Origin of the sequence: Dyella subtropica (assembly GCF_026283965.1) — a bacterium.
GTDB lineage: Bacteria > Pseudomonadota > Gammaproteobacteria > Xanthomonadales > Rhodanobacteraceae > Dyella_D > Dyella_D subtropica.
In genome coordinates this window covers 75,137-97,456 of sequence record NZ_JAPDPD010000001.1, presented here as the reverse complement: position 1 = coordinate 97,456, position 22,320 = coordinate 75,137, and the positions used below count along the sequence as shown (strand labels likewise).

Sequence of the window (22,320 nt, the reverse complement as noted above, 5' to 3'; positions counted from 1 at the left end):
ATCAGACTCGGTCTCACGAACTAATGCGCCAGGATGTTTCGCAAGCGTAGGATAAGTACCTAATTTTCTGGATTACTTCGACCCGTTCATCGGCTTTTTGCTGCCGCCGGTCTCGCCATGGCTTGTCGAAATAAATTGCGATTCTAGAGTCCGAAAGAGGCTCATAAGGGAATCGTGATGCACATCGGATCACGCCAGCGAGGCGTTTCGCTGATCGAAGTGATGGTAGCCGTGCTGATTTTCAGCATCGGCATGATCGGGTTGGCCGGGCTGCTGATGATGGCTACGCGTTCCAATCACGCGGCCTACCTGCGCACGCAAGTCGTTTTTCTCGCCAGCAGCATGATGGATCGCATGCGCGCCAATCCGGTCGGGGTGTGGAACGGCGACTACAACCGTTCCGACTACCCGGCGGCGGCAAGCATCACGGCGATCAGTGCATGCGACAACCAGGCGTGCACGCCGGTGCAGTTGGCCACTCGCGATCAGAACCTGTGGAGCAGCCAGCTCACCACGTTTCTTCCCGACCCCCAAGCCAGCATCGTTTGCACGAGCACCGGCAGTCCCGGTTTCGATCCCAGTGCGCCGGTCAACCTGCGGCCGCCCTACGGCGGCGATTGCACGATGATCATTCAGTGGGCCGAACGCGGTGCAGGGGATACGAAAGGGCATAGCGCTTTGGCCCCGCAGCGTTTTGTCTGGAGGTTTCAGCCGTGATGGATCGCTTGCGCCTGCGCCGTCAAACCGGCGTCACCCTGATCGAATTGATGGTGGCCATGGTGCTTGGCCTCTTGGTAGTTGCCGGCATCGCCACGGTGTTCACCTCGACATCCCATAGTCACCGCGTGCAGACCCAGCTGGCTCGTCTGCAAGAGGAAGGGCGCTTCGCGATAGCGCGCATCAGCGCGGATTTGCGCATGGCCAATGGGCAGTACTGCGCCAGCACCGGTGACGTCGCACAGCCCGGTGCGGACGGAACGATCTCTCTCGATGGACTGCGTGCTCCCAAGGTGCATGCCAGGAACCTGACAGCGGCAATGTCGGATGTCACCACGATGATGGGCACCCACCCTTATCCGGCACCGGCAGCGTCGTATACCTTCCCGTCGTTTCTGTCGATGCGAGGCTACGACTGTGGCAAGACCTCGCCTTGCACGCCGGCCAATCCACCGGCCGGGCTGCCGGCCATGGGCACATGGGTAGGCAAGCGCGTGGTGGGTGCCAGCGTCATCACCGTGCGCTATGTGGATGGTTCGCGCGGATGGGCGATCGGCAACAACAGCACCATGACGACGGATACGGATGGAACGGTAGCGTCCATCACGCTGGCTCCCGGCACAGGTGAGCCGCCGATCGAGGACTTCGCGGCCGGCGATCTGGCCATGCTGGCGGATTGCTCCAACGCCCAGATCTTCGCCGTGAACGGTGGCGGCACCGCGACTCTCTCGCCAAAGAGTTCGGATAACTACGACAAGCCGTTGGCTTACAAACAGCAGTCGGCGCCCAGACTGTTCGATTTCAACAGCGACTTCCTCACGGTCACCTATTACCTGAAGGTCATCAGCACCAACGACGACGGCCAGCCGCCGCTCACTGGCGCCTTGATGCGCCGAGTCAATGGTGGCCCCGATGAAGAGTTGCTGCGCGGCATCGAGCGGCTGAATTTCCGCTACGGCGTGGAAGATGCCAACGGCCATACCCGATACCTCACGGCGGCCCAGGTCGATGCCAGCACCAGCGTCGACTGTCCGCCTTCGGCACCGACGCCGCTGGGTACCGATCCCGGTTGCCTGTGGCGTGCGGTCAAGACTATCGAGGTCAGCATCCTCATGAGCGGTCAGGAGCCTCTCCACACCCTGAACGCCGCGGAGCGCGGCTACACCTACGCTGTCGACGGCATCACCACACCTCAGCCGCCGAGCGCCCACGCGATCAAACCGAGCGATCAAGGGTTTGCCGACGCGATGATCCGACGCGAATTCACTGCGCTGATTTCAGTGCGCAATTACAACCCGTAAGACGGCCGCCGACACGGCATCCGTGGATTCCATCATGTTCAGAGGCAAGCGAATCGTGCCTTTTCCATCCATGCGCGACGAACGCGGCGTAGTGTTGGTGGTGGCGCTGATCTTTCTAGTGCTGTTGACCGTGCTGGCGATCAGCGCCTCCGGCCGCTCGCTGTTGCAGGAACGCATGGCTGGCAACGTGCGCGACGCGCAGCTGGCGCGGATGAGCGCGGAGAGCGCTTTGCGCGGCGCCGAGTGGCGATTGTGGAAATACTCCGCCGACGCCGGTCTGCACATGCAGTGTGGGATGGGTGTGCTCGCCGACTGCTTCGTGCACGATCCCGCGCAACCCAACGACCAAGTTATCGCTTTCCGTACCAGTGCAGGCTGGCTGGCCGAAGCGGGCACCGAGTACAAGGGCAGCGATGGCAGCCTGGATTTCACCAGGGCGGAGGACGCAACCGCGGTGCTGGCACATAACCCCCGATACCTGATCGAAGACTTGGGTGAGGGGCGACCGTCGGGCGAGGGCGCGCAAGAGGAGTACGACCCCGCTGTCCCACGCAATCACATTTACCGCATTACCGCACGCGCCACCGGCGCCAATGCGAACACGCTGAGCGTACTGGAAAGCACGTTCTCCGCCAGGGGCGGCGACGGTGCGGCTGCGGAGCCGGGGAGCGGTGATGCGCGTTGGCGCCGCCGTTCATGGCGCGTGCTCGACGTGGGTGAATGAGATTAAAAGCCAAGGAGGATCTATGCAGCGCTTGAAAGGATTCACTCTGATCGAGTTGATCGTGGTGGTGGCCATCGTCGCGATTCTCGCCATGATCGCCATTCCAACCTACGGACGTTACGCCTATCGGGTGCGGCGGGTGGATGGCCAGGAGCTGCTTCTGCGTATCGCCCATGCGCAGGAGCGCTACTACGCCACCTACCACAAGTACGCAGATCTGAAGACGATCGGATTTTCGGAAGGCACGACGGCGAGTTCGGAGAAGGGCTATTACCAGGCGTCGATCGTCGTCGACGACACCAAGGGGCAGGGCTATACCGCCACCGCTATCGCGCAAGGAGTGCAGGCCGGGGATGCGTGCGGGGATCTGTCCATCAATCAGTCGGGCGTAAAGACGCCTGGGCCGGCCGATGCGGCGAACAGCCACGGGCCGTGCTGGTGATGGACGCGAGTCGCTCGACGAAGTGGTTGCTCTAAAAATGTCCGCTATCGGCCGAGGCAGTGTGAAAACGCAAATATCCGCATTGGCCGGTCAGCATCCAACGGATCAACATCTGGTTTTGCACAGCTTATTCAGGCTGATTACAAGAGTTAAAGCCAGTACGCGATCTGATTGTTCGTTGGTATTCACATGGTATCGACGGATGGTTAGGTACGGTCCGCGAATCACGTGGAACTAACTATCGGTGAGCATCTATTCCCACGAGCCGACATTAAGTTCGACTAGCGTGATGCCACCCATAATCAGGAGGGGAACTGCGATGATTCTTTATCAGATCACGATGGGTAACGGTAATGCCTTGGCCGTCGACGGAAACAATCCGGGGCCAGGTTCGCAACTCATACTTGCCCACCCCAATCCGTCAGATCCCAAACAGCAATGGTGCTGGGTCTATGCGCCGGGCGTGCAGGCATCGGTTCTGTTTAATCCTCACTCGAACCTGTATGCAATACCCCAGCATATCGAAAGGGGTGCTCCCATCGTACTGACCAAGCCGTCGGCTACCTTCACTTCAAGCAACACCTTCCAAGTACTCGGGGCAACGTCCGCTGCGGTCCGGCCGCCGGCTAATACGGACCTCAATATGAATGCCCTCGGTAACGACTGGAACCCCGGCGCGAAGGTCGGGCTCTGGACCTGGGGACATGGCGAACCCAACGAAGTTTGGACCACCACCGCCATTCAGGTGTGAGGCCATGAACCACGGCCGAAGGCTAGCGCACTGTGGATCGGCGACTTGGTTCGTAGTGCCGCGCTTTCAATGCAAGAGATACGGAGAACCCCGCTGGCGCGGGGTTTTTCGTTAGTGCGCTCGACAGAGCTCCACTCTGATCCGGGTTTTTGAGCTTTTGGTGCGGACTCCCCCCGGTTGCTTTCCTATCGTCAATGCCATGTCACCGTCAGTGTCGAAGGCGAAGACGTTGGCGAACTCAGCGTGACACGGCTAAACAGCGGCGTGACGCCGGCATAGCGTCCATCCACGGTGCCGATCACCAGGGCCAACTGCTGACCGGCGTTCACCTGCCAATCCGTCGCTTCGAGACGAAGGTCGAGCGTCTGCGGAACTCCCGGCGTCACCTGCAGAAAGGTATACGGTTTGTGGGTGATCAGCTGCGCAGTCCCAAACAACGGATCGACAGAGTAGAGGTAGGCAAACAGCGAGAGCGCAGACTGATCGGAGGTGACCGTGACATGCAGCGCGGGCATGCCTGCCAGGTGCCGTGTCGTGGTCAAGACCGGTCCAGTCCAGACCGTGGCGTTTGTGCGTGCGATCAGAGGGAGCGACGTCGGCAGCGGCAATGACAAGCCGGTTAGTACGCCATTGATCATCACCACGCCGGAATTGGCAACTGTAGGGATACCGCCCATGATCGTGGTTTTCCAGCTCCCGCCGGCGGCAGGGGTCAGGCGACCGGTGCCGGTGGGGTTGAACAGACTCACGCTGGGATCGGTCAGCGCATACGTCGTGGCCCCTTGTTGGACTGCGGCCCAATCGGGATACGTGCTCCAATCACCCATCTGCGATTTGAGCTGTACGGGCGGCTGACTATCGACACCATTGGCCACCCCTTTCAGATAGCGGTCGAACCATTGGGTGACGGTGTCATAAACCTCGTTGGGTAATCCTTGCGCGCCCAGCAGCTCGTTGGTCGCATGATCACCGTGTGCCAGCATCAGCCGCTTGGGAACCTGGAGCTGATCGTAAAAATCGATCAACTGACTGGGTACGAAGAGGCTATCTTCGAAGGCATTGGCGAGTAGAACAGCGGGGCCGTTGGCATTGAGTTGTGCGATCTGAGTGGCCGGGTCGCGAACCGCGACCACCGGAAGCAGCAACCCCACGGCGCCGGCATAGTTGCCAAAGACGACGTCTTGATTGATTTGCTGCATCAGCGGCCCTGGCTTGCCCAGATAGCTGGCATACGACAACAGCGCGATGCCTTGGGCACTGGGTGTCTGATTGGCATCCAATGACGCCTCCAGGTTAGCCCAGGTGCTCAGCGATGCCACGGCCTTGATGCGCGGATCGGATGCGGCGGCCAACAAGCTGGTGCCCGCGCCGTAGGAAATCCCTGAGACCCCGATCGCCTGCGGATCGGCTTGTGTATGGGCCAAGGCCCAGTCGATGACCGTGCTGACGTCCCCCACGGTGAGCGGTCCGGCGACATCGATAAGGCCACACGTAGGCCTCAACGCACAGCCTGTGCTGAATCCCCGTGAGCTATAGCTCACTACGATGTAACCCTGGTTGGCCAAAGCGTTGGCTTGGCCAACGTACTCAACAAACGATATGCCCCAGCTGGAGGGCATGACCACCAGAGGAAAAGGGCCCGAACCCGGCCCACTGGGCACGGCGACATAAGCCTCCAACGTATAGCCGTCCGTGGTCGGGATCGATTGCAGAGTGCCGGGCAGGACCCCCGCCACCGCGATCGGTCCTGTGGTCACAAGAAAGAACAAAAGGCACAGGCGCAACACGTAATTCATAGATATTCCCTTCAACGGAGTGGATAAGACAATCTCCGGGGTTGATTTCAAAACCTGTCATCGGATGCCGGCGGCGCCTTAAACGTTCGCCTCGGTCGCGTTGGCGTGAAATCTTCGAGCGCGGATTGTTCAGACCATGAGGTATCCGCACTTCATTTATGCATGTCAAATCACATATGTAAATTAGATAGATCGCAGGTAATCGGCCAAGGCAATCCCACCGTATGGGGCCGAAATGTCTGGTGACATCAGTCGGGTGTCCTGTCCATGGAGAACCCATAGCCAGATGTGCGCACAGTCAGCCGTGGAAGCGTTTGCCCACTTCGTCGCGGGACTTTTCCACGAAGGCGGTAGACGATCAATCCAATCGGCGCCGATCGATGGTGTCCGCGTGTGTGGATAGGGCATCGATCAGTGCGTTGCGAGACCACACCCGATCGCTCTTGATCATAAGCACGGCCATTACTTTGCTTTCCTCGCGGGGCGAGGCGATGTGCGCGTCATTGGGCGCCGTCAAGCGCCAAGTATCCATTCCAGGTGCCACCATCCGCTACTCGCCGTACCCACGGAAGCGGTGCTCCGCGGACCATGCGGGTGACGTAGACGGCGACGGATGTTGAGCAGTGAAGCCTTCAGGCATTCGGTACCCACGGCTTGGGAAGAAACTCGGGTTCCCCCGTACGAAGGGCATGGATACGCTCATCCGACGAGTGGTGGGTGCCAAGCACAGCCATACCCATGCGGGATCGTGCGCGCAGATGGCGCGCCGATACATGCGCGGCCATCTTCCATGAACGATAACCACAGCGAACCATCACTGATGGCGACTTTTAGGCCTAGCACTATGCCTATCGTCGGCCGCACTTTCTAAAGTCCTACCCATGGATCAAGCGTTCCGCCTGGTTGGCAGGAACGGCACGATCCGTAGAAGGCGAACGTCCGTCATCGACGTCGTCTCAATCATGGGTGTCATCCCTGGTGGTTTCTTTTCCTCGCAAAACGCTTTGCGAGGTAGGGAAGTGTTTCCCAAAAAACGGTTCGTTGTTGCTTCGACTTCGACCCGGCCATTCGTCGCGCCGCCCGATGTGGCGCGACCCATCGACCTACGAAAGAGGTTTAAGCATGAATACGATTTATAGGCTTGTGTGGAATAACGCCATCGGTAAATTCGTTGTGGCGTCGGAATTGGCCAAGGGCCGCAAGAAGAAGTCCGGCCGCAAAGCGTTAGCCGGTGCGATGGCTATTGCACTGGTCGCGTCTGCGCCGTTTGGCGCTGCTTTCGCGGCTGATACCACGTCTACCACCTGCACCACGCCAAACGGCCAATCGGGCACGCTGGATGCGGCGGGGGAGTGCACCACCAATACGGCTGGTTCCTTGACCAGTGTTTCGTCCGCGAACAACAGCCCCTCGATGGGCATCATGGATATTGGCATATTGGCTGCGAATGACTATGCGGCCGGTGGTGCTGTGATCACTAGCCCCGGTGTCGGTCCCCTTCTGTCTGGTCGCAACACGGCTATTGGCGTTGACGCCAGTATCGGTGGACCCGATAGCGTTGCAGTTGGTTCTGCAACTGCCGTGGGCGCTAATGCTCTTGTAACGGGCAGCTGGGGAGCCGCCTACGGTGTGTATTCAACCGCAACCAACTACGGCGACGCAGCCATCGGTGCTTATGCAACGGCTACAGGCGGAAATGCTTTGTCTGGTACGGATGCGGCGGTGGCATTAGGCGCGCAGGCAAAAGCCTCCGCGGCAAGCAGCGTTGCGATTGGTGCAGGTGCCGCTGCGAGTGCAACCAATTCGGTAGCGTTGGGCGCACATTCAACGACTGGCACGCGCGCTAATGTGGTTTCGGTCGGTGCCGCAGGTAACACGCGTCAGATCATCAATATGGCGGCAGGCACTGCCGCTACTGATGCGGTCAACGTCAGTCAGCTCACGCCGGTGGTGGACGCACTGGGCGGCGGAGCAAAGGTCGATGCCACCACGGGCGCAGTCACCGGCCCGTCCTACACCATCCAGGGCACCACTCAGACCATAGTAGGCGGCGCGCTGACTTCGCTGAATACGGCGGTGACAAACAACACCACCAACATCACCACTCTGACCAACAACCTCAACAGCGGCACGGTGGGTTTGGTGCAGCAGGCTTCGGCCGGCGCCAATATCACCGTGGCGGCGGGCAAGGGCGGTACGGCAGTGGATTTCGCTGGCACGAATGGTGCGCGTACGCTCAAGAGCGTCGCCATTGGCGCACTCAGCGCGACCAGCACCGAGGCCGTGAATGGTTCACAGCTGTTTGCCACCAACCAGAATGTGACGAACAACACCAACGCCATCACTGCGTTGGACGGTCGCGTGACCACCAACACCACCAACATCACCGCCCTGCAGCAGCAGATCGGCGATGTCAGCGCCGGTGGCGTGCAGTACGACGACGCGATCGCCAAGGATAAAGTCACGCTGGGTGGCACCGGTGCCGCCGCCAAGGCAGTGACGCTGACCAACGTCGCTGATGGCTCGCTCAGTGCGACCAGCACCGATGCGGTCAATGGGTCGCAGTTGTACAACACCAATCAGCGCGTGAGCGTGGTAGAAGGCGATATCACAACCATCAACACCAATCTCAGCAACCTTGGGGATCGCGTCACCGTCAACGAAGGCAACATCAGCACGATCACCAACCAGCTCGGCGAGCTCTCCAGCGGCACGATCGGCATCGTCAAGCAGGACGCAGCCAGCGGCGTGATCAGCGTGGGTGCCGGCCTGGGCGGCACCGTGGTGGACCTGGGCGGCAGCAGCGGGCCGCGTGTGCTGAGCGGCATCGCCAACGGCGTTGCCGATACCGACGCGGTGTCGATCGCCCAGCTGAGGGCCGCCGGCGCCCTGGATCCGGTCAGTGGCGAGGTGCTTTCCGTGCTGACCTACGACGGTCACGATTTGAGCCGCGCCACGCTGGGCGGTACCAACGGCAGCATCATCGGCAATCTGGCGGGTGGCGCGATTGCGTACGGCAGCATGGAGGCCGTCAACGGTGGCCAGATGTACGATATGCGCCAGATGCTGCAAGGCCAGATCGATAGCCTGGATGGCCGCGTCGGCTCCATCGAGCAAGGCGTTGAGGATGGCACGATCGGTGGCGGTGGCGATGGTCCGGTTTCCGATAACGGCGGCGCGCCCATCCATAACGTCGGCGACGGTGTGGCCGCTTCGGATGCGGCGAATGTCGGCCAGGTGACCACGCAGGTCAACGAGGCGATCGAGACGGCGAAGAACTATACGGATACGAAGTTCGATTCGTTGAACCAGTCGCTCACCGATTTCCGCGGCGAGGTGAATGATCGTTTCCGCCGGGTCGACGGCAAGATCGATCAGATGGGTGCGATCAGCGCGGCGAATACGCAGATGGCGATCAATGCGGCCGGTGCATCCAAGAGTGGTCGCGTGGCGATGGGCGTTGGCTTCCAGAATGGCAAGAAAGCCATGGCGGTGGGCTATGCCCAGCAGGTCGGCGAGCGCACACGCTTCAGTCTCGGTGGCGCCTTCGGCGGCTCGGAGAATTCGGTCGGCGCCGGTATCGGTGTGGATCTCTGATCAGGAGGAAAGGTTGATTGCACGACCGGGCAGGAGGCGAAAGCCTCCTGCTTTTTTTTGTGATCCACCGAACATGGATGGAGATGGGGGCCGCCATGGATGGCGGTTCCTTTTCGACGCGATGGGATGTCGTGTCCCCATGTCATCTAAGAGCCTGTTCAAAATTTCTGGTTCTGTATTGAACGGCTCGCCCTCTGCGCGCGGAGGTAAGCCTTTGGTTCGCGGTTTCTTGCTTTGATGTTGGGTTATCGCGACCTGGCCGCTTATGCAGCGGGCATTTCGGACGCCTGCCGGCGCCCGAGTCACTTTCTCTTTGCTGACCCAAAGAGAAAGTAACCAAAGAGAAATGGTCTGAGAGCAGGCGGCGCGCTTCGTGGGCTCGCATCTTCCAGTGCCAGACGTTGGAAGCATGCTGTTACCAACAAGCTCGTACTTTTGCGTAGGGCCAAAACAATGCAAGGCGATCCCTCAGAAAAACATCTCGACGCCTGACACCGGAAAACGCGTAACTACGGAGCACATCGCCTGCTCTGAGGCCATTTCTCTTGGGTTACTTTCTCTTTGGGCCAGCAAAGAGAAAGTGACCCGACTCGCGGCAGCGAGGCGGAACGCCCGCTGCGTAAGCGGCCAGGTCGCGATAGCCCAACATCAAAGCAAGAAGCCGCGAACCAAATGCGCGATGCGTCGTCGATACGCGCGCGGTCATCTTCCATGAACGATAACCGCAGCGAGCCATCACCGACTGCAAGTTTTAGGACTAGCACTATGTCTGTGGTCGACCGCATTTTCTAAGGTCCTACTCATGGATCAAGCGTTCCGCCTGGCTGGCAGGAACGACACGACCCGCAGGAAGCGAAACGTCCGTCATCGACGTCGTCACAATCATGGGTGTCATCCCTGGTGGTTTCTTTACCTCGCAAAACGCTTTGCGAGTCAGGGAAGTTTTTGCCCAAAAAACGGTTCGTTGTTGCTTCGACTTCGACCCGGCCATTCGTCGCACCACCCGATGTGGCGCGACCCATCGACCAACGACAGAGGTTTAAGCATGAATACGATCTACAGGCTTGTGTGGAATAACGCCATCGGTAAATTCGTTGTGGCATCGGAATTGGCCAAGGGCCGCAAGAAGAAGCCCGGCCGCAAGGCATTAGCCAGTGCGCTGTCTATTGCACTGGCCGCCTCTGCGCCGTTTGGCGCAGCGTTCGCCGCCGATACGGCCACCACCGCCGACACATGCACCACGCCGAGCGGACAGTCAGGCACGCTGAATGCTGAGAAGGTTTGCACCGACGATACACCCAGCACAACATCCGCCATGACCAGTCGTTCGATGGGCATTATGGCTGCCGGTGATTACTCTGCTGGTGGTGGTAACGCAACCGGGTCTAATGGTGTTGCGATTGGTAGCTCGGCCAGCAGCACCAGTCAGGGTGCCGTCGCGCTTGGTACTTCTTCTATATCAACAGGTCCTGCTTCCATCGCCATCGGCCAGGGTGCCAAGTCTAGCGGCTCCGCCTCCATTGCCATCGGAGGCAGTACAGGCGGAGTGGGAGCCAATGCAGCTGGTATGCACTCAATCTCCCTCGGAGAATCGAGCAGCGTAGCTAGTGCAGCGGACAATAGTATGGCTTTCGGTTACTCAGCCCAAAGCACGGCCAGCAGCTCCATTGCGCTAGGCGCCTACTCAGTCGCTGACCGCGCCAACACTGTGTCGGTGGGTACGGCAACAGCGCAGCGCCAGATCGTCAACGTAGCCAACGGTACGCAGGCTAACGATGCGGTTAATCTCAGCCAGTTGCACACCGCCACCAAGTACTTTAATGCCAAGGCGCCGGCTGGTACGGATGGCGATTCCGTTGTGACGGGCGCAGGCGATGTCGCCATCGGCGGACTTGCCCAGGCCGTCAGTGACGGAAGTGGTTCTGCGCTCGCGGTGGGTTCTGGCGCCAGAGCGCTGGCTAACCGAGCGGCCGCCATCGGCGGTGCGGCGACCGCCAATAAAGTCGGCGACACCGCACTGGGTGGCGTGGGCGGCACTTTCATCAACAATCTGAAGGGCGGCCTGATCGCGTCGGGCAGCATGCAGGCGGTGAACGGTGGTCAGCTGTTCGACTTCCAGCAGGACGTCTCGAATCAGTTCAACCTGCTCACCAGTCAGTACAACTCGATGAATGACCGCATAGGCACCATCAAGCAAGGCGTGGCCGATGGCACGATCGGTGGTGGCGGTGGTGTCTCGCCGGGCACGGGCAGCGACAGTACCCAGGTCGGTGACGGCGCGGTGGCGTCGGGCGATAACAGCTCTGCCGTTGGCAGCGGTGCGGTGGCTTCGGGCGATAACGGCACCGCCATTGGCAGCGGTGCGGTGGCTTCGGGTGACAGCAGCACCGCGACCGGTGCGGGCTCGCAAGCAACGGGAGACAACAGCACGGCCACCGGCGCGGGCTCCCTCGCTTCGGGCAACAACAGCACGGCCAATGGCGCCGGTGCGGTGGCTTCCGGCGATGGCAGCACGGCCTTGGGTCAAGGCGCTTCGGCCACGGGCGCCGACAGCACCGCGCTGGGCTCCAACTCCAACGCAACGGGTAACAACTCCGTGGCCTTGGGTGCGGGTTCGGTGGCGGATCGCGACAACACGGTCTCGGTCGGTTCGGAGGGCAGCGAGCGTCAGATCACCAACGTGGCTGCCGGTACGCAGCGCACCGATGCTGCCAACTGGGGCCAGGTGCAGGATGCTGTCAATGGCGTGCAGGACTGGGCCAACCACAAGTTCTCGCAGCAGGACACGCGCATCAACCGCATCGGTGCGATGGGTGCGGCGTACGGCCAGATGGCCTTCAGTGCCCAAGGTATCCAGACACCTAACAAGGTAGGCGTGGGTGTCGGCACGCAGGGTGGTTTGGCCGCACTGGCAGTGGGCTACTCGCGCCAGATCAAGCCGAATGTGAATCTGTCGTTTGGTGGCTCGGCATCCGGTAGCGAAGTTTCTGTCGGTGCTGGTTTGAGCATGGGCTGGTAAGTCGTCACTGCTTTACATCGTCAAGCCGGCATCTTCGGATGCCGGCTTTTTTTATGTGCGTAGGAGCCTATTCAAAATCTCTGGTTCTGTATTGAACTGCTCGCCCTTTGCGCGCGGAGGTAGGCGCTTGGTTTCTTGCTTTGATGTTGGGTTATCGCGACCTGGTCGCTTACGCAGCGGGCGTTCCGACTCGCTGCCGCGAGTCGGGTCACTTTCTCTTTGCTGGCCCAAAGAGAAAGTAACCCAAGAGAAATGGCCCAAGGGCAGGCGGTGTGCTCTGTAGCTGCGCATCGTCCAGTGTCAGGCGTTGGGATCACTTTCCGATGTGTCGCCTTGCATAGCTTTTTTCGCCCCCCGTCTCGTGCGAGAGGCTTCAAGAGTACGAGCCCCCAGCAACACCATGCCTCCAACGTCTGACACTGGAAGAGGCGTGGCCACGAAGCACGCCGCCTGCTCTCAGACCATTTCTCTTTGGTTACTTTCTCTTTGGGTCAGCAAAGAGAAAGTGACCCGGGCGCCGGCAGGCGTCCGGAATGCCCGCTGCATAAGCGGCCAGGTCGCGATAACCCAACATCAAAGCAAGAACCCGCGAACCAAAGGCTCATCTCTGCGCGCACAGGGCGAGCAGTTCAATACAGAACCAGAGATTTTGAACAGGCTCTGAGAGAGGCCCTGTGGGGCCTTTCGCCCACAGGGTGGGCTCCTACAGCGCGGTTCTGGGTGGGGCGGATGTGGCGCGTGGCGAATCGTTTGCCTGCAATCGCTCCGCCAGGCCCGAATGGCGTTGCGTGACCTGGGCAGTGGCCAGTGCGACGACGGCTTGCGAACCCACGAGACTGAACCACCGTCGCGCGCGGGTGATGCCGGTGTAGAGCAATTCGCGGGTGAGTACGCCGCTGGGCGGTTCGGGGAGTACGAGAGCGGTGTGTTCGAATTCTGAGCCCTGCGATTTGTGCACGGTCATCGCGTAGACCGTTTCCAGTTCGCCGAGGCGCGAGGGCAGGATGAAGCGGATGCGATCGGAGGGGGCGTCGCTGCTGTTCGCACGCGAGGTGTTGGCGACGAGGAACGCGACGCGCAGTTGCGGTTCGCCCTGGTCCGAGGGCACGCGCAGGGTGATGCCGACATCGCCGTTCATCAGGCCGAGGTTGTAGTCGTTGCGGGTGACCAATACGGGGCGGCCTTCGTACCAGCCGTGGCTGGTGTCGATCAGTTGCGCGCGTTGCAGGATGTCGGCGATCTGCCGATTGAGTCCCTCGGCACCGTAGGGGCCTTGGCGCAGTGCGCACAGCAGCTGGAAGCGATGAAACGCTTCGAGCACGCGGCGCGCCCAGTGGGCGTGCGCTTCGTCGCCGGCATGCTTATCCGGGCGTTCGCGGCGCAGCAGTTCCAGGTAGTGGCGATAGCCCTGTGGTGTGGCGCCGTCGTCGCGCGCGGCAAAGCGTTCGCTGCCGCCGTGCAGGACGAGGGCAGCCAGTTCTCGCGCATCCGCGGTCCGGTCGATCCAGGCGATATCGGTTTGCGGTGAGCCGAGCAGCTTGCGCATGCCGCCGAGGTTGCCGGCATTGACCGCTTGCGCAAGGCGGCCGATGCCGCTCGTCGCATCGAAACGGTGGCTGTGGCGAAGCATCACCACTTGTTGATCCAGAGCGCGGGCGTCGTCGCGCATCCACGGTTGGGTGTCATCGCCGGTCGCCGCTTGCAGCCAGCTCACGGTGGCGGGGCTGTAGTGACCGTCTTCGGCGCGCCGGCACAAATCGCCGAGCACGGCACCGGCTTCCACCGACGACAACTGGTCTTTGTCGCCTAGCAGGATCAGCCGTGCCGACGGTGGCAGTGCGGCGAGCACGGCGGACATCATTTCCAGGTCGACCATGGAGGCTTCGTCGATGACCAAGACGTCCAGCGGTAATGGATGGCTGGCGTCGTGACGGAAGCGTCGCGTGTCGGGGCGCGCGCCGAGCAGGCGGTGCAGGGTGTCGACCGTGCTCGGAATGGCGGCACGCACGTCATCGTCCACATCGAGGCGTGCGAGTTGGCCGTGAATGGAGGCATTGAGTCGCGCTGCCGCTTTGCCGGTCGGTGCGGCCAATCGGATGCGCAATGGCCGTGCCGGTTCGCGCAGACGCAAGGTCTGCAGCAGACCGAGCAAGCGCACCACGGTGGTGGTCTTGCCCGTACCGGGGCCGCCGGTGATGACGGTAAACGCGCTGCGTGCCGCCAGCGCGCAGGCAACGCGTGGCCAATCGGGCATGGCCGCCGAGGCGGGAAACAGGCGGGCGAGTTCTTCGCCCAGATGCTCGGGAACCACCTGCGGTGTGGCCAGGCGTTCGCGGATGGCTTGCGCCACCTGGCGCTCGTGATTCCAGTAGCGGCGCAGGTAGAGGCGGGTGTCGTCCAGCACCAGCGGCGTGGCGCCTTCGCCGGTGCCGATCCATGACGGCGGATCGTTCGCTTCCAGCGTTTGCGCGACCGCCTCGCGCCAGTGCGAAGGCCATGCCTGCTCCTCGGCCAGCGTCTGCCACATGGCCAGGTCGAGGCACAGGTGACCATCGGCCAGTTGCCGGCTGAGCAGGGCGGCGAGCAGTAGCCAGGTGGCATCAGCGCAGCGGTCCTGCTCGGCGAGAAAGCGCGCGAAGGCGATGTCGAGCGCGCGCAGCCGGCCTTGCTCCGTGGCAACCACAAGCGCTTGAAGGGGATGGTCAGGCTGCATCGGCGTGCGCCCCCTCGCTGAACAGCACATCCATCGCTTCGATCAACGACAAGGGCAGGTGCTCGCGATGAATGCCATGGCCTTGCGCATCGACGCCGCGCAGATAGAGATACAGCACGCCGCCGATGTGGCGCTCGTAGTCGTAGTCGGGCAGGCGCACGCGCAACTGGCGATGCAGGGCCAGGGTGTAGATGGCGTATTGCAGGTCGTAGCGTTCGCGCAGCACCGAATCGCGCATGGCCTCGGTTGTGTAGGCGCTGGCATCGGAGCCTAGCCAGTTCGATTTGTAGTCGACCACGTAGTAGCGGCCATCGTGTTCGAACAGCAGGTCGACAAAGCCCTTGAGCATGCCGTTGAGCCGGTCAGGCAGCAGCGGCAGGCGCGCACGGCCGTCCAGTGTGTTTGTCGTGACCAGTCGGTCCAGCGCCAGCGTATCGACGCGATGCACAGCGAACCAGAACTCCAGCTCGGCGCGATAGCTTGCGGTGTTGCGCAGATCGGCGAGGGCCAGCCTACGTCCATCGGTCAGCGGTAACGGCATGCGCAGCAAGGCGGGAAGCCACTGCGACAGCAGCTCCACCTGATCCTGCCAGTGATGACGCTGGCAGCGGCGGGCGATCTGTTCCCTGGCTGACGCTGGGTCGTCAGCCACGCTGGCGAATCCTTCTTCCGCCGCCCATTCGAGCAAATCGTGCAGGAAGGTGCCGGGCATCGCGCCGCGCGGGAAGGCGTGGATGCCGGCCGTGCTAATCGGTGGCGTGACGGGTTCGGCTTGTTCCACGCTGGCTTCGGCGAGGCGATCCTGCGTTGGTGTTTCTGGTGCGGCGGGAGCGCTGCTGTCATCAGCTTCGCCATAGCGAAGAGCGCTGTAGCTGGCGATCCACCAGCGCTCGTTCGGTTGTCCGGCATAGTGGCGCGCCGGCTGGAGGCCGGTCGTCTCGGGAGCGGTGGGCCGATACGTGCCCGGCTCGGGTGTCTCAGGTAACTGTTCGATCCGAATCTCGGTCTCCTCGCCACGGAGCGCGTGCAAGGCCGGCATCAGGTCGACGGGTTCGATGGGTTTGCCGCCAGAAAGCAAATAGCCGAACGCCGATTTGTGCAGCGACGAGGCTTTCTCGTTGCCGACTTTCACGCAAGCCACGCCGAGCCAGCAGGCATAGCGCGGGCGGGTCAACGCGACGTACAGCAGGCGCAGGTCTTCCTGCAGACGTTCGCGTTCGGCCTGGCTCCAGGCTTGCTCGTCGGGCTGCAGATCCATGTGCGGTGTGCCGTTGGCGTCGTGCCACACGAAGCTGTCGCTGCGCCTGAGTTCGCGCAGGCTGCAGGCGAACGGCAGCAGCACCAAAGGGTATTCCAGGCCCTTGGACTTGTGGATGGTCACCACCTTGATCAGTTCGGCCTCACTTTCCAGCCGAACGATCTGTTCCTCGGCGGTATCGGCCTGGCCGTCGTGCGCGTCGGCGATCTGTTCGCTGAGATGGCGGATCAGCGCGTGCTCGCCATCCAAGGCGGTCGCGGCCTGCTGCAGCAGTTCAGCGAGGTGCAGCAGGTTGGTGAGCGCGCGTTCGCCGTCGTCGCGCGCCAGCCAGCGCGACGGCAGGTCGAAGGCATGCAGCAGGTCGTGCAGCATCGCCAGTACGCCATGGCGCAGCCAGGTGTCGTGGAAACGGCGGAAGCGTTCGCCGCATTGTTCCCAGTAGCGCTCGTCGGTATTCAGGCGATCCAGTTCGGCGTAGCTCTGGCCGATGCTGGGTGTAGCGAGTGCGGCGCGCATGGCGCGATCCGAACCGGGTTCCGCGCAGGCCTTCAGCCAAAGCAGGAGATCGGCGGCCTCGGGCGAGGCATGGACCGAATCGCGATCAGACAGGTACACGCTCTTGAGGCCACGTTGTTGCAAGGCCGAGCGCATGGTGGCCGCTTCCTTGCCGCTGCGCACCAGTATCGCGATATCGCCGGGCTTCAACGGTACGAGCGGTTGGTTCTCGGCCTGAAAGCCACAGCGGTTGGTTTGCGCCGCGTCCAGCAGCTGGACCAGCCAGGCTGCCGACTGCTCCGCCATGCGCTGACGGTAGGCGGTGCTGCCGACGCTTTGCGCGTCGTCCAACACGGCCAGCTGCAGCGCAGGCAACGGTGCGCCGTCGAGTACAAGCCGGTCGTCGCGGCCACGCGCCTGCACCGGTTGGAACGGCAAACCGCGTTCGCCCTGGCCGAAGCCGAAGGCGCCTTCTGGATGCGTATCGGCATGTGCGAACACGCGATTCACCGCATGCACCAGTGTCGTAGTGGAGCGGTAGTTGGTGGCCAAGGTCCAGGTGGGCTGGCTGGCGGTGGTACGCGCCTGCAGGTAGGTGTGGATGTCGGCGCCGCGGAACCCGTAGATGGCCTGCTTCGGATCGCCGATCAACAGCAAGCCCGTTTCGGTGCGCTGCGCATAGATGCGGCGGAAGATCTGCCACTGCAGCGGGTCGGTGTCCTGGAACTCATCGATCAGTGCGAACGGATACTGCACGGCGATGGTGTTCGCCAGGCGCTCGCCGCTGGGACCGTGCAGCGCATCGTCCAGCCGTGTGAGCATGTCGTCGAAGCCGAGCTGGGCGCGCAGGCGTTTGGATTGATCCAGACGCGCCGCCACCCAGGGCGCGGCGTGAGCGAGCACCCGCGGTTTGACCTGATCGAGCGCACCGAAGGTTTCGATCACGTCGTCGATGGCGGCGAACGCGGCGTGCACTGGCGCCGTTTGATTCTTGTTGGCGGACGCACTCAGCTTGGTCTGGGTGTAGCGCCTGAGCACGGCTTCATCGATGCCGGCGCCATGCGCCCACTCGTGCATCGCGGCCAGATCGTCGGGCAGGCGATCGGGGGGATAGCTGCGTCCGTTGAGCGCGCGCTGGCGCGTGGCCTCTCTCAGCGAGACCTCGATCACCGCCAGCTCCTCGATCCAGAGCGTGCGGGCGCGCGTCTGCGCTTGCTGCGTACGGTGAAGCGGTGCTTGCAACGCAGCGTGCACGCCGGCCACTTCGGGCAACGGCCGGCCGTGCAGGCGCAGGCTGCTCGCGGGCTGACGCAGCAGCGGTTTGAGTGTTCGCTGCAGGGCCTGCGGGGTCTGCCACCAGCGCCCGATCAAGGCGGCGCCGTCGCGGTCGAGCGTGAGGCATTGCAGGCGCCAGTAGTCGCGCACCGCTTCGGCCAGCAGTTCGCTTTCGTCGGTTTCGGTGTCCTGCACGAAGGGATGGCCGCTGTCGAACGCATGCTGGCCGAGCATGCGCTGGGACCAGCCGTGGATGGTGTGCACGGCCGCTTCATCCATCCATTGCGCGGCCAGTTCCAACTGACGGGCGGCCATGGCACGCGCGTGTTCGTCGGGATACTCGGCCATCAGCGCGGCGAGAAAATCGTCGGGCGTGCCGCTGCCGCGAAACACGCTGGCCGCTTCGGATAGCCGGGCGCGGATGCGGTCGCGGAGTTCCGCCGTGGCGGCCTTGGTGAAGGTGAGCACCAGAATTTGCGCAGGCAACAACGGCGCACGGGTGCCATGGCCGAGGACCAGACGCAGATAGAGCGCGGCGATGGTCCAGGTCTTGCCCGTGCCGGCGCTGGCTTCGATCAACTGCACGCCGTGCAAGGGCAGGCGCAAGGGGGCGAGTGGCGCGGTCGTACTCACGGGTTCTCTTCCTGCCGCACGGCTTCGGCCAGCGGGCGATACAGCGATAGCCAGTGTTCGAAGCCGGCCTGGTGCATCGAGTGGAAGTTCGGCCAGGCACGTTGCAGGTACGCATCCTCGTCCACTTCGCCGATGCGCTGCCCGGCTTCGTCGCTGTCGTAGCTGAGCTTGGCGGCGCTCAGCGCATCCTTGCCGTCGCGCTCCGCCTGCAGCCACGCGAACGCCGTTTTGCGCCCGATAGGCAATGGCGATTGCATGCCGTCGCGCAGCGCGTCCAGCAAGGTATCGAGCAGGGAGGCGGCATGTTCTGGCGGCAGCGTCGGCAGCACCGGTTGAGCATCCAGGCCGATGATGCGTGTCTGCACGGCCAGCCCATTCGCGTTGGCGAACAGATGCGTGACCCAGGCTGGGATGAATTTGTCCAGGCGCAGCGCGCGGTTGCGGATCAGCGCGCCCTGGATCAATTCCAGTCGCACGTAGCTGTGTTGATCGGATTGCCGCAGATCATCCTGTCTTAGATCGGCGAGCCAGTCTTCCACCAGCAAGTCATGTGCGGCATAACGCAGTTCGTATTTGTCTTCGACCCTCGGCCAGCGCTGGTCGGCTTCCTGCCACAGCGTGGCGAGGATGCGGGCTTCGGCGGTGATGTTTTCCTGCCACAGCTCGCCGAAACCGCCCGGCGGCAGCCGGCCTTGTTCGCTGAGGCGTTGCACGGCTTCCGTCACGACGTCGCCCGTGTCTGCGTGAGCATGTGACGCAATCGCCGCATGCAGTACGGCTTGAATGGCGTTGTGGCGCTCCAGGCCATCGAGGGCGAACGGTTCCTCGTCGGCGGTTTCCGCGTCCTCGTCGGTGAAATGCACTTTCAGGCGCTGGTTGAAGAAGTGGCGGACGGGGCGCGCCAGAAAACTTTGCAGCTGGCCCAGGCTCAGCGCGGCATCCGGCTGCCATGGCGGAAGCGCGACGGGTGGCGTCTCTGCCGCGTCGGCTCGATGGGCCTGCTGCCACTCATGCGCATAGGTGAATACGCGCGCATCGTCGCCAGCACCGAAATATCGCTTGCTGAAGGGTTGCAGCGGGTACTCCGTGGTGAGCGCGTCAAGCAGGCTCGCATCCGTGCGCGATGCGTCGCGTTGCCAACCGGCGGCGAGATAGTCGCGTAACTGACCGACCAGCACGGACGGTGGCAACGGCGTGTTGTCGCGCGCGCTGCGTCCCACCCAGCTCACGTGCAGCGCATCGCGGGCGGAGAGCAGGGCTTCGAGGAACAGGTAGCGGTCGTCCTCGCGGCGCGAGCGGTCGCCGGGGCAGGCCTGGCCGGGTTGGGCCATCAGGTCGAAATCGGCGGGGGCGTGGCGACGCGGATAGTCGCCGTCGTTCATGCCAAGCAGGCACACCACGCGGAACGGAATGGCACGCATCGGCATCAAGGTGCCGAAACTCACCGCGCCGCCCATGAAGCGTTGCGACAGGCGGCTGGCATCGATGCTTTCCAGCCAGTGTTCGCGCACTATGTTCAGCGGCAACGGTTCGGTGAGGGCGGCCTCGTCGCAAGCCTGCTGCCAGGCATCCAGCGCATCGTCCAGGCGGCCGATGCGGTCGCCGTCGCTGCTGTCGTCGCTGACGAAGAACGTGTCGAGCAGGGTGCGCAGGCGCGCTGCCCATTCGGTGGGCGTCGCAGGAGCGCGCAAGCGCTGCCAGGTCCGCTCCAACTGTTCCAGCAACTCGCTCAGTGGGCCAAGCAGGCTGGCGTCGAGGCCGCCGACTTCGCCATACGGCGCCATGGCCTGCCAGGTGTCGCCATGGCCGACGGCGTAGCCGAGTAACAAGCGGCGCAGGCCGAACTGCCAGCTGTTCTGCGCTTGCGGCGGCAGGCCGAGGCTTTGCTTCTGCGAGCCGTCGAGGCCCCAGCGAATACCGGCGCCTTCGATCCAGCGACGCAACGTGGGCAGCCCGGCTTCATCGAAACCGAAACGCTGGCGCAAGGCCGGCACGTCTAGCAAGTCGAGGATGTTGCTGACGGTGAAGCGCGATTCCGGCAGCGACAGTAAATGTTCCAGCGCCACCAGCAGCGGTACGGTGCTGCGATCAGGCTGGTCCGCGACCGAGTAGGGCAGGTAGCGCGGATCATCCGCCGGGATGCGGCCGAACACGGCTTGCACGTGCGGTGCATACGCCTGGATGTCCGGCACCATCACGATCACATCGCGCGGTGCCAGTGGGTGGCCGTCGCGCGCCGCCTGCTCGAACAGGGCGAGCAGCTGGTCATGCAGAATTTCCACTTCGCGCTGCGCGTTGTGGGCGATGTGGAAGCGTAGCGAAGGATCGTCGCCGTGCCAGCGCTGCCGTTGTTCGGGATCGGCCGGCAGCGGCTCCAGATCGAGAATGGCTTGTTGCACCTGATGCAGCAGCGTGTCCTTGCCGATGTCGGAGAACAGGTCGATGCCGCGGCTCCACGCGGCGAAACGCCGGCGGTAGTCGTCAGGCCGGTCGAAGCTGTCGAGCAGGCGGATATAGTCGCGGCCCTGCTTGCCCCAGGCCGCCAGCAACGGATTGGCGTGCAGGTGCAAATCTTCGTAGCGCGGTTCGTCCGGCAGGCCGGGCTTACCGGGTTGTCTGCGTTGACTGGCCTTGAGCAGCTCGCGGTCTTCGATGATGTCGGCCCAGTAATGGCGGCAAGGGTTCGCCACCACCAGCAGAATCTGGCTGTGCCGGGCCAGCGCCGTCAGCGCTTCCAGCGTTTGTTGCGGCAGGGAAGAAATACCGAACACCACGATGCGGCGCGGCAGCTTGGCCGGGCGTGTGGTGAGCATGCGTGCGCGTTCGAGGAAGGCCTGATGCACGGCAGCGCGGTGGCTGTGGCGTTCCGCGTCGCCAACGTCTTCCAAGAGCAGCCGCCACAGACGGGATTGCCAGCGTTGTTCCGCAGACAGCGGCGTGACGCGGCCACGCCAATCGTCGGCCAGCTCGTCGCGACCTTGTTCCCAATCCGCCAGCCAATGCGCGCGATACACCTGGTACTGGTCGAACAGATCGGCGATGCGCGCCGCCAGTTGGTAGCGCTTGCGCCAGTCGGCGTCGTTGCCGAGGAAGTCGCGCAGCGGACGGAAGTCGGCGTCGTCCAGATGCTGTGGGATCAATCGAAGCAGGCGCCAGGTGAGGCGAGACTTGTCGAAAGGCGAGGTCGGCGGCACCGCATCGCGGCCAAGCACGGCGCGATAGGCCTCCCACAGGAAGCGGCCAGGTAGCTGCACTTCCACGGCTGCGCTGATGCCCAGGCCGCCCTGGTCGGCCGGACGCGCGAGCGCGAGTTTCAACCACTGCGCGATGCCGTTGCTTTGCACCAGCATCAGTTCGTCTTCCAGGGGACGCAGCGGCGTGCGCGAGAGCCAGGCGGTGAGCAGGTCGCGCAGGTCTTCCAGGCGGTTGCCGTGGATGACCATCAGACCCGGTTCGATCGGGATGTCGAGGGGGAGGGTGAGTGACGCAGTCACGGGTGGTGGGTGGCGGGTTCGCTCATGGGGGGATTGTGGCGGATATAGGTTTGCTCGTCATTCCGGCGAAGGCCGGAATCTAGTGCCTTAGCGCTTCGACTATCG

General features: G+C 62.8%; 11 protein-coding genes. 7 read left to right on the top strand and 4 right to left on the bottom strand.

Features of this window, described 5'->3' with window-relative positions; all coding sequences use genetic code 11:
* Positions 1-177 precede the first annotated feature (177 nt).
* From pilV to OUZ45_RS00320, 5 genes are all read left to right on the top strand, one after another.
* On the top strand, positions 178-717 hold the full coding sequence (gene pilV, locus OUZ45_RS00345) for a type IV pilus modification protein PilV (RefSeq protein ID WP_266167877.1): 540 nt from the start codon (positions 178-180) through the stop codon (positions 715-717).
* Positions 717-2,018 carry a PilW family protein gene (locus tag OUZ45_RS00340; protein WP_266167876.1) on the top strand — a complete coding sequence of 434 codons (1,302 nt, stop codon included), beginning with the start codon at positions 717-719 and terminating at the stop codon, positions 2,016-2,018. Before pilV ends, OUZ45_RS00340 begins: the two co-directional genes overlap by 1 nt.
* Before the next feature lie 34 nt (positions 2,019-2,052).
* A complete protein-coding gene (locus tag OUZ45_RS00335; RefSeq protein WP_266167875.1) occupies positions 2,053-2,742 on the top strand; it encodes a pilus assembly PilX family protein in 690 nt (229 codons plus the stop codon).
* A gap of 22 nt (positions 2,743-2,764) precedes the next feature.
* Positions 2,765-3,184: a type IV pilin protein gene (locus tag OUZ45_RS00325; protein ID WP_323137495.1), complete on the top strand. Its 420-nt coding sequence runs from the start codon at positions 2,765-2,767 to the stop codon at positions 3,182-3,184.
* 319 nt (positions 3,185-3,503) lie between these two features.
* On the top strand, positions 3,504-3,935 hold the full coding sequence (locus tag OUZ45_RS00320; protein WP_266167874.1) for a hypothetical protein: 432 nt from the start codon (positions 3,504-3,506) through the stop codon (positions 3,933-3,935).
* Between the two features lie 191 nt (positions 3,936-4,126).
* Here OUZ45_RS00320 and OUZ45_RS00315 read toward each other — a convergent pair whose 3' ends face one another.
* The gene (locus tag OUZ45_RS00315; RefSeq protein WP_266167873.1) at positions 4,127-5,731 is read right to left on the bottom strand and encodes an alpha/beta fold hydrolase; all 1,605 of its coding nucleotides are present in this window, start codon (positions 5,729-5,731) and stop codon (positions 4,127-4,129) included.
* Between the two features lie 1,122 nt (positions 5,732-6,853).
* On the opposite strand from OUZ45_RS00315, the gene OUZ45_RS00310 reads away from it, so the two are divergent.
* Together OUZ45_RS00310 and OUZ45_RS20790 are read left to right on the top strand one after the other, a co-directional pair.
* Positions 6,854-9,328 carry an ESPR-type extended signal peptide-containing protein gene (locus OUZ45_RS00310; RefSeq protein ID WP_266167872.1) on the top strand — a complete coding sequence of 825 codons (2,475 nt, stop codon included), beginning with the start codon at positions 6,854-6,856 and terminating at the stop codon, positions 9,326-9,328.
* A gap of 802 nt (positions 9,329-10,130) precedes the next feature.
* Complete coding sequence (locus OUZ45_RS20790) at positions 10,131-12,347, top strand: ESPR-type extended signal peptide-containing protein (RefSeq protein ID WP_425601652.1); 2,217 nt, start codon at positions 10,131-10,133, stop codon at positions 12,345-12,347.
* 703 nt (positions 12,348-13,050) lie between these two features.
* On the opposite strand, the gene recD is transcribed toward OUZ45_RS20790, so the two are convergent.
* The 3 genes from recD to recC are packed head-to-tail and all read right to left on the bottom strand — an operon-like array spanning position 13,051 to position 22,215.
* Entirely contained in the window at positions 13,051-15,060 is a 2,010-nt protein-coding gene (recD, locus tag OUZ45_RS00295) for an exodeoxyribonuclease V subunit alpha (RefSeq protein ID WP_266167868.1), read from the bottom strand.
* A complete protein-coding gene (gene recB, locus OUZ45_RS00290; RefSeq protein WP_266167867.1) occupies positions 15,050-18,721 on the bottom strand; it encodes an exodeoxyribonuclease V subunit beta in 3,672 nt (1,223 codons plus the stop codon). The genes recD and recB overlap by 11 nt, the downstream gene beginning before the upstream one ends.
* Positions 18,718-22,215: an exodeoxyribonuclease V subunit gamma gene (gene recC / locus OUZ45_RS00285; RefSeq protein ID WP_266167866.1), complete on the bottom strand. Its 3,498-nt coding sequence runs from the start codon at positions 22,213-22,215 to the stop codon at positions 18,718-18,720. Before recC ends, recB begins: the two co-directional genes overlap by 4 nt.
* Positions 22,216-22,320: the final 105 nt, after the last annotated feature.

Bases quoted from the DNA above. Each gene is read 5' to 3' on its own strand.
- pilV (WP_266167877.1), top strand. From the start codon at position 178: ATGCACATCGGATCACGCCAGCGAGGCGTTTCGCTGATCGAAGTGATG.
- OUZ45_RS00340 (WP_266167876.1), top strand. From the start codon at position 717: ATGGATCGCTTGCGCCTGCGCCGTCAAACCGGCGTCACCCTGATCGAA.
- OUZ45_RS00335 (WP_266167875.1), top strand. From the start codon at position 2,053: ATGTTCAGAGGCAAGCGAATCGTGCCTTTTCCATCCATGCGCGACGAA.
- OUZ45_RS00325 (WP_323137495.1), top strand. From the start codon at position 2,765: ATGCAGCGCTTGAAAGGATTCACTCTGATCGAGTTGATCGTGGTGGTG.
- OUZ45_RS00320 (WP_266167874.1), top strand. From the start codon at position 3,504: ATGATTCTTTATCAGATCACGATGGGTAACGGTAATGCCTTGGCCGTC.
- OUZ45_RS00315 (WP_266167873.1), bottom strand. From the start codon at position 5,731: ATGAATTACGTGTTGCGCCTGTGCCTTTTGTTCTTTCTTGTGACCACA.
- OUZ45_RS00310 (WP_266167872.1), top strand. From the start codon at position 6,854: ATGAATACGATTTATAGGCTTGTGTGGAATAACGCCATCGGTAAATTC.
- OUZ45_RS20790 (WP_425601652.1), top strand. From the start codon at position 10,131: ATGGATCAAGCGTTCCGCCTGGCTGGCAGGAACGACACGACCCGCAGG.
- recD (WP_266167868.1), bottom strand. From the start codon at position 15,060: ATGCAGCCTGACCATCCCCTTCAAGCGCTTGTGGTTGCCACGGAGCAA.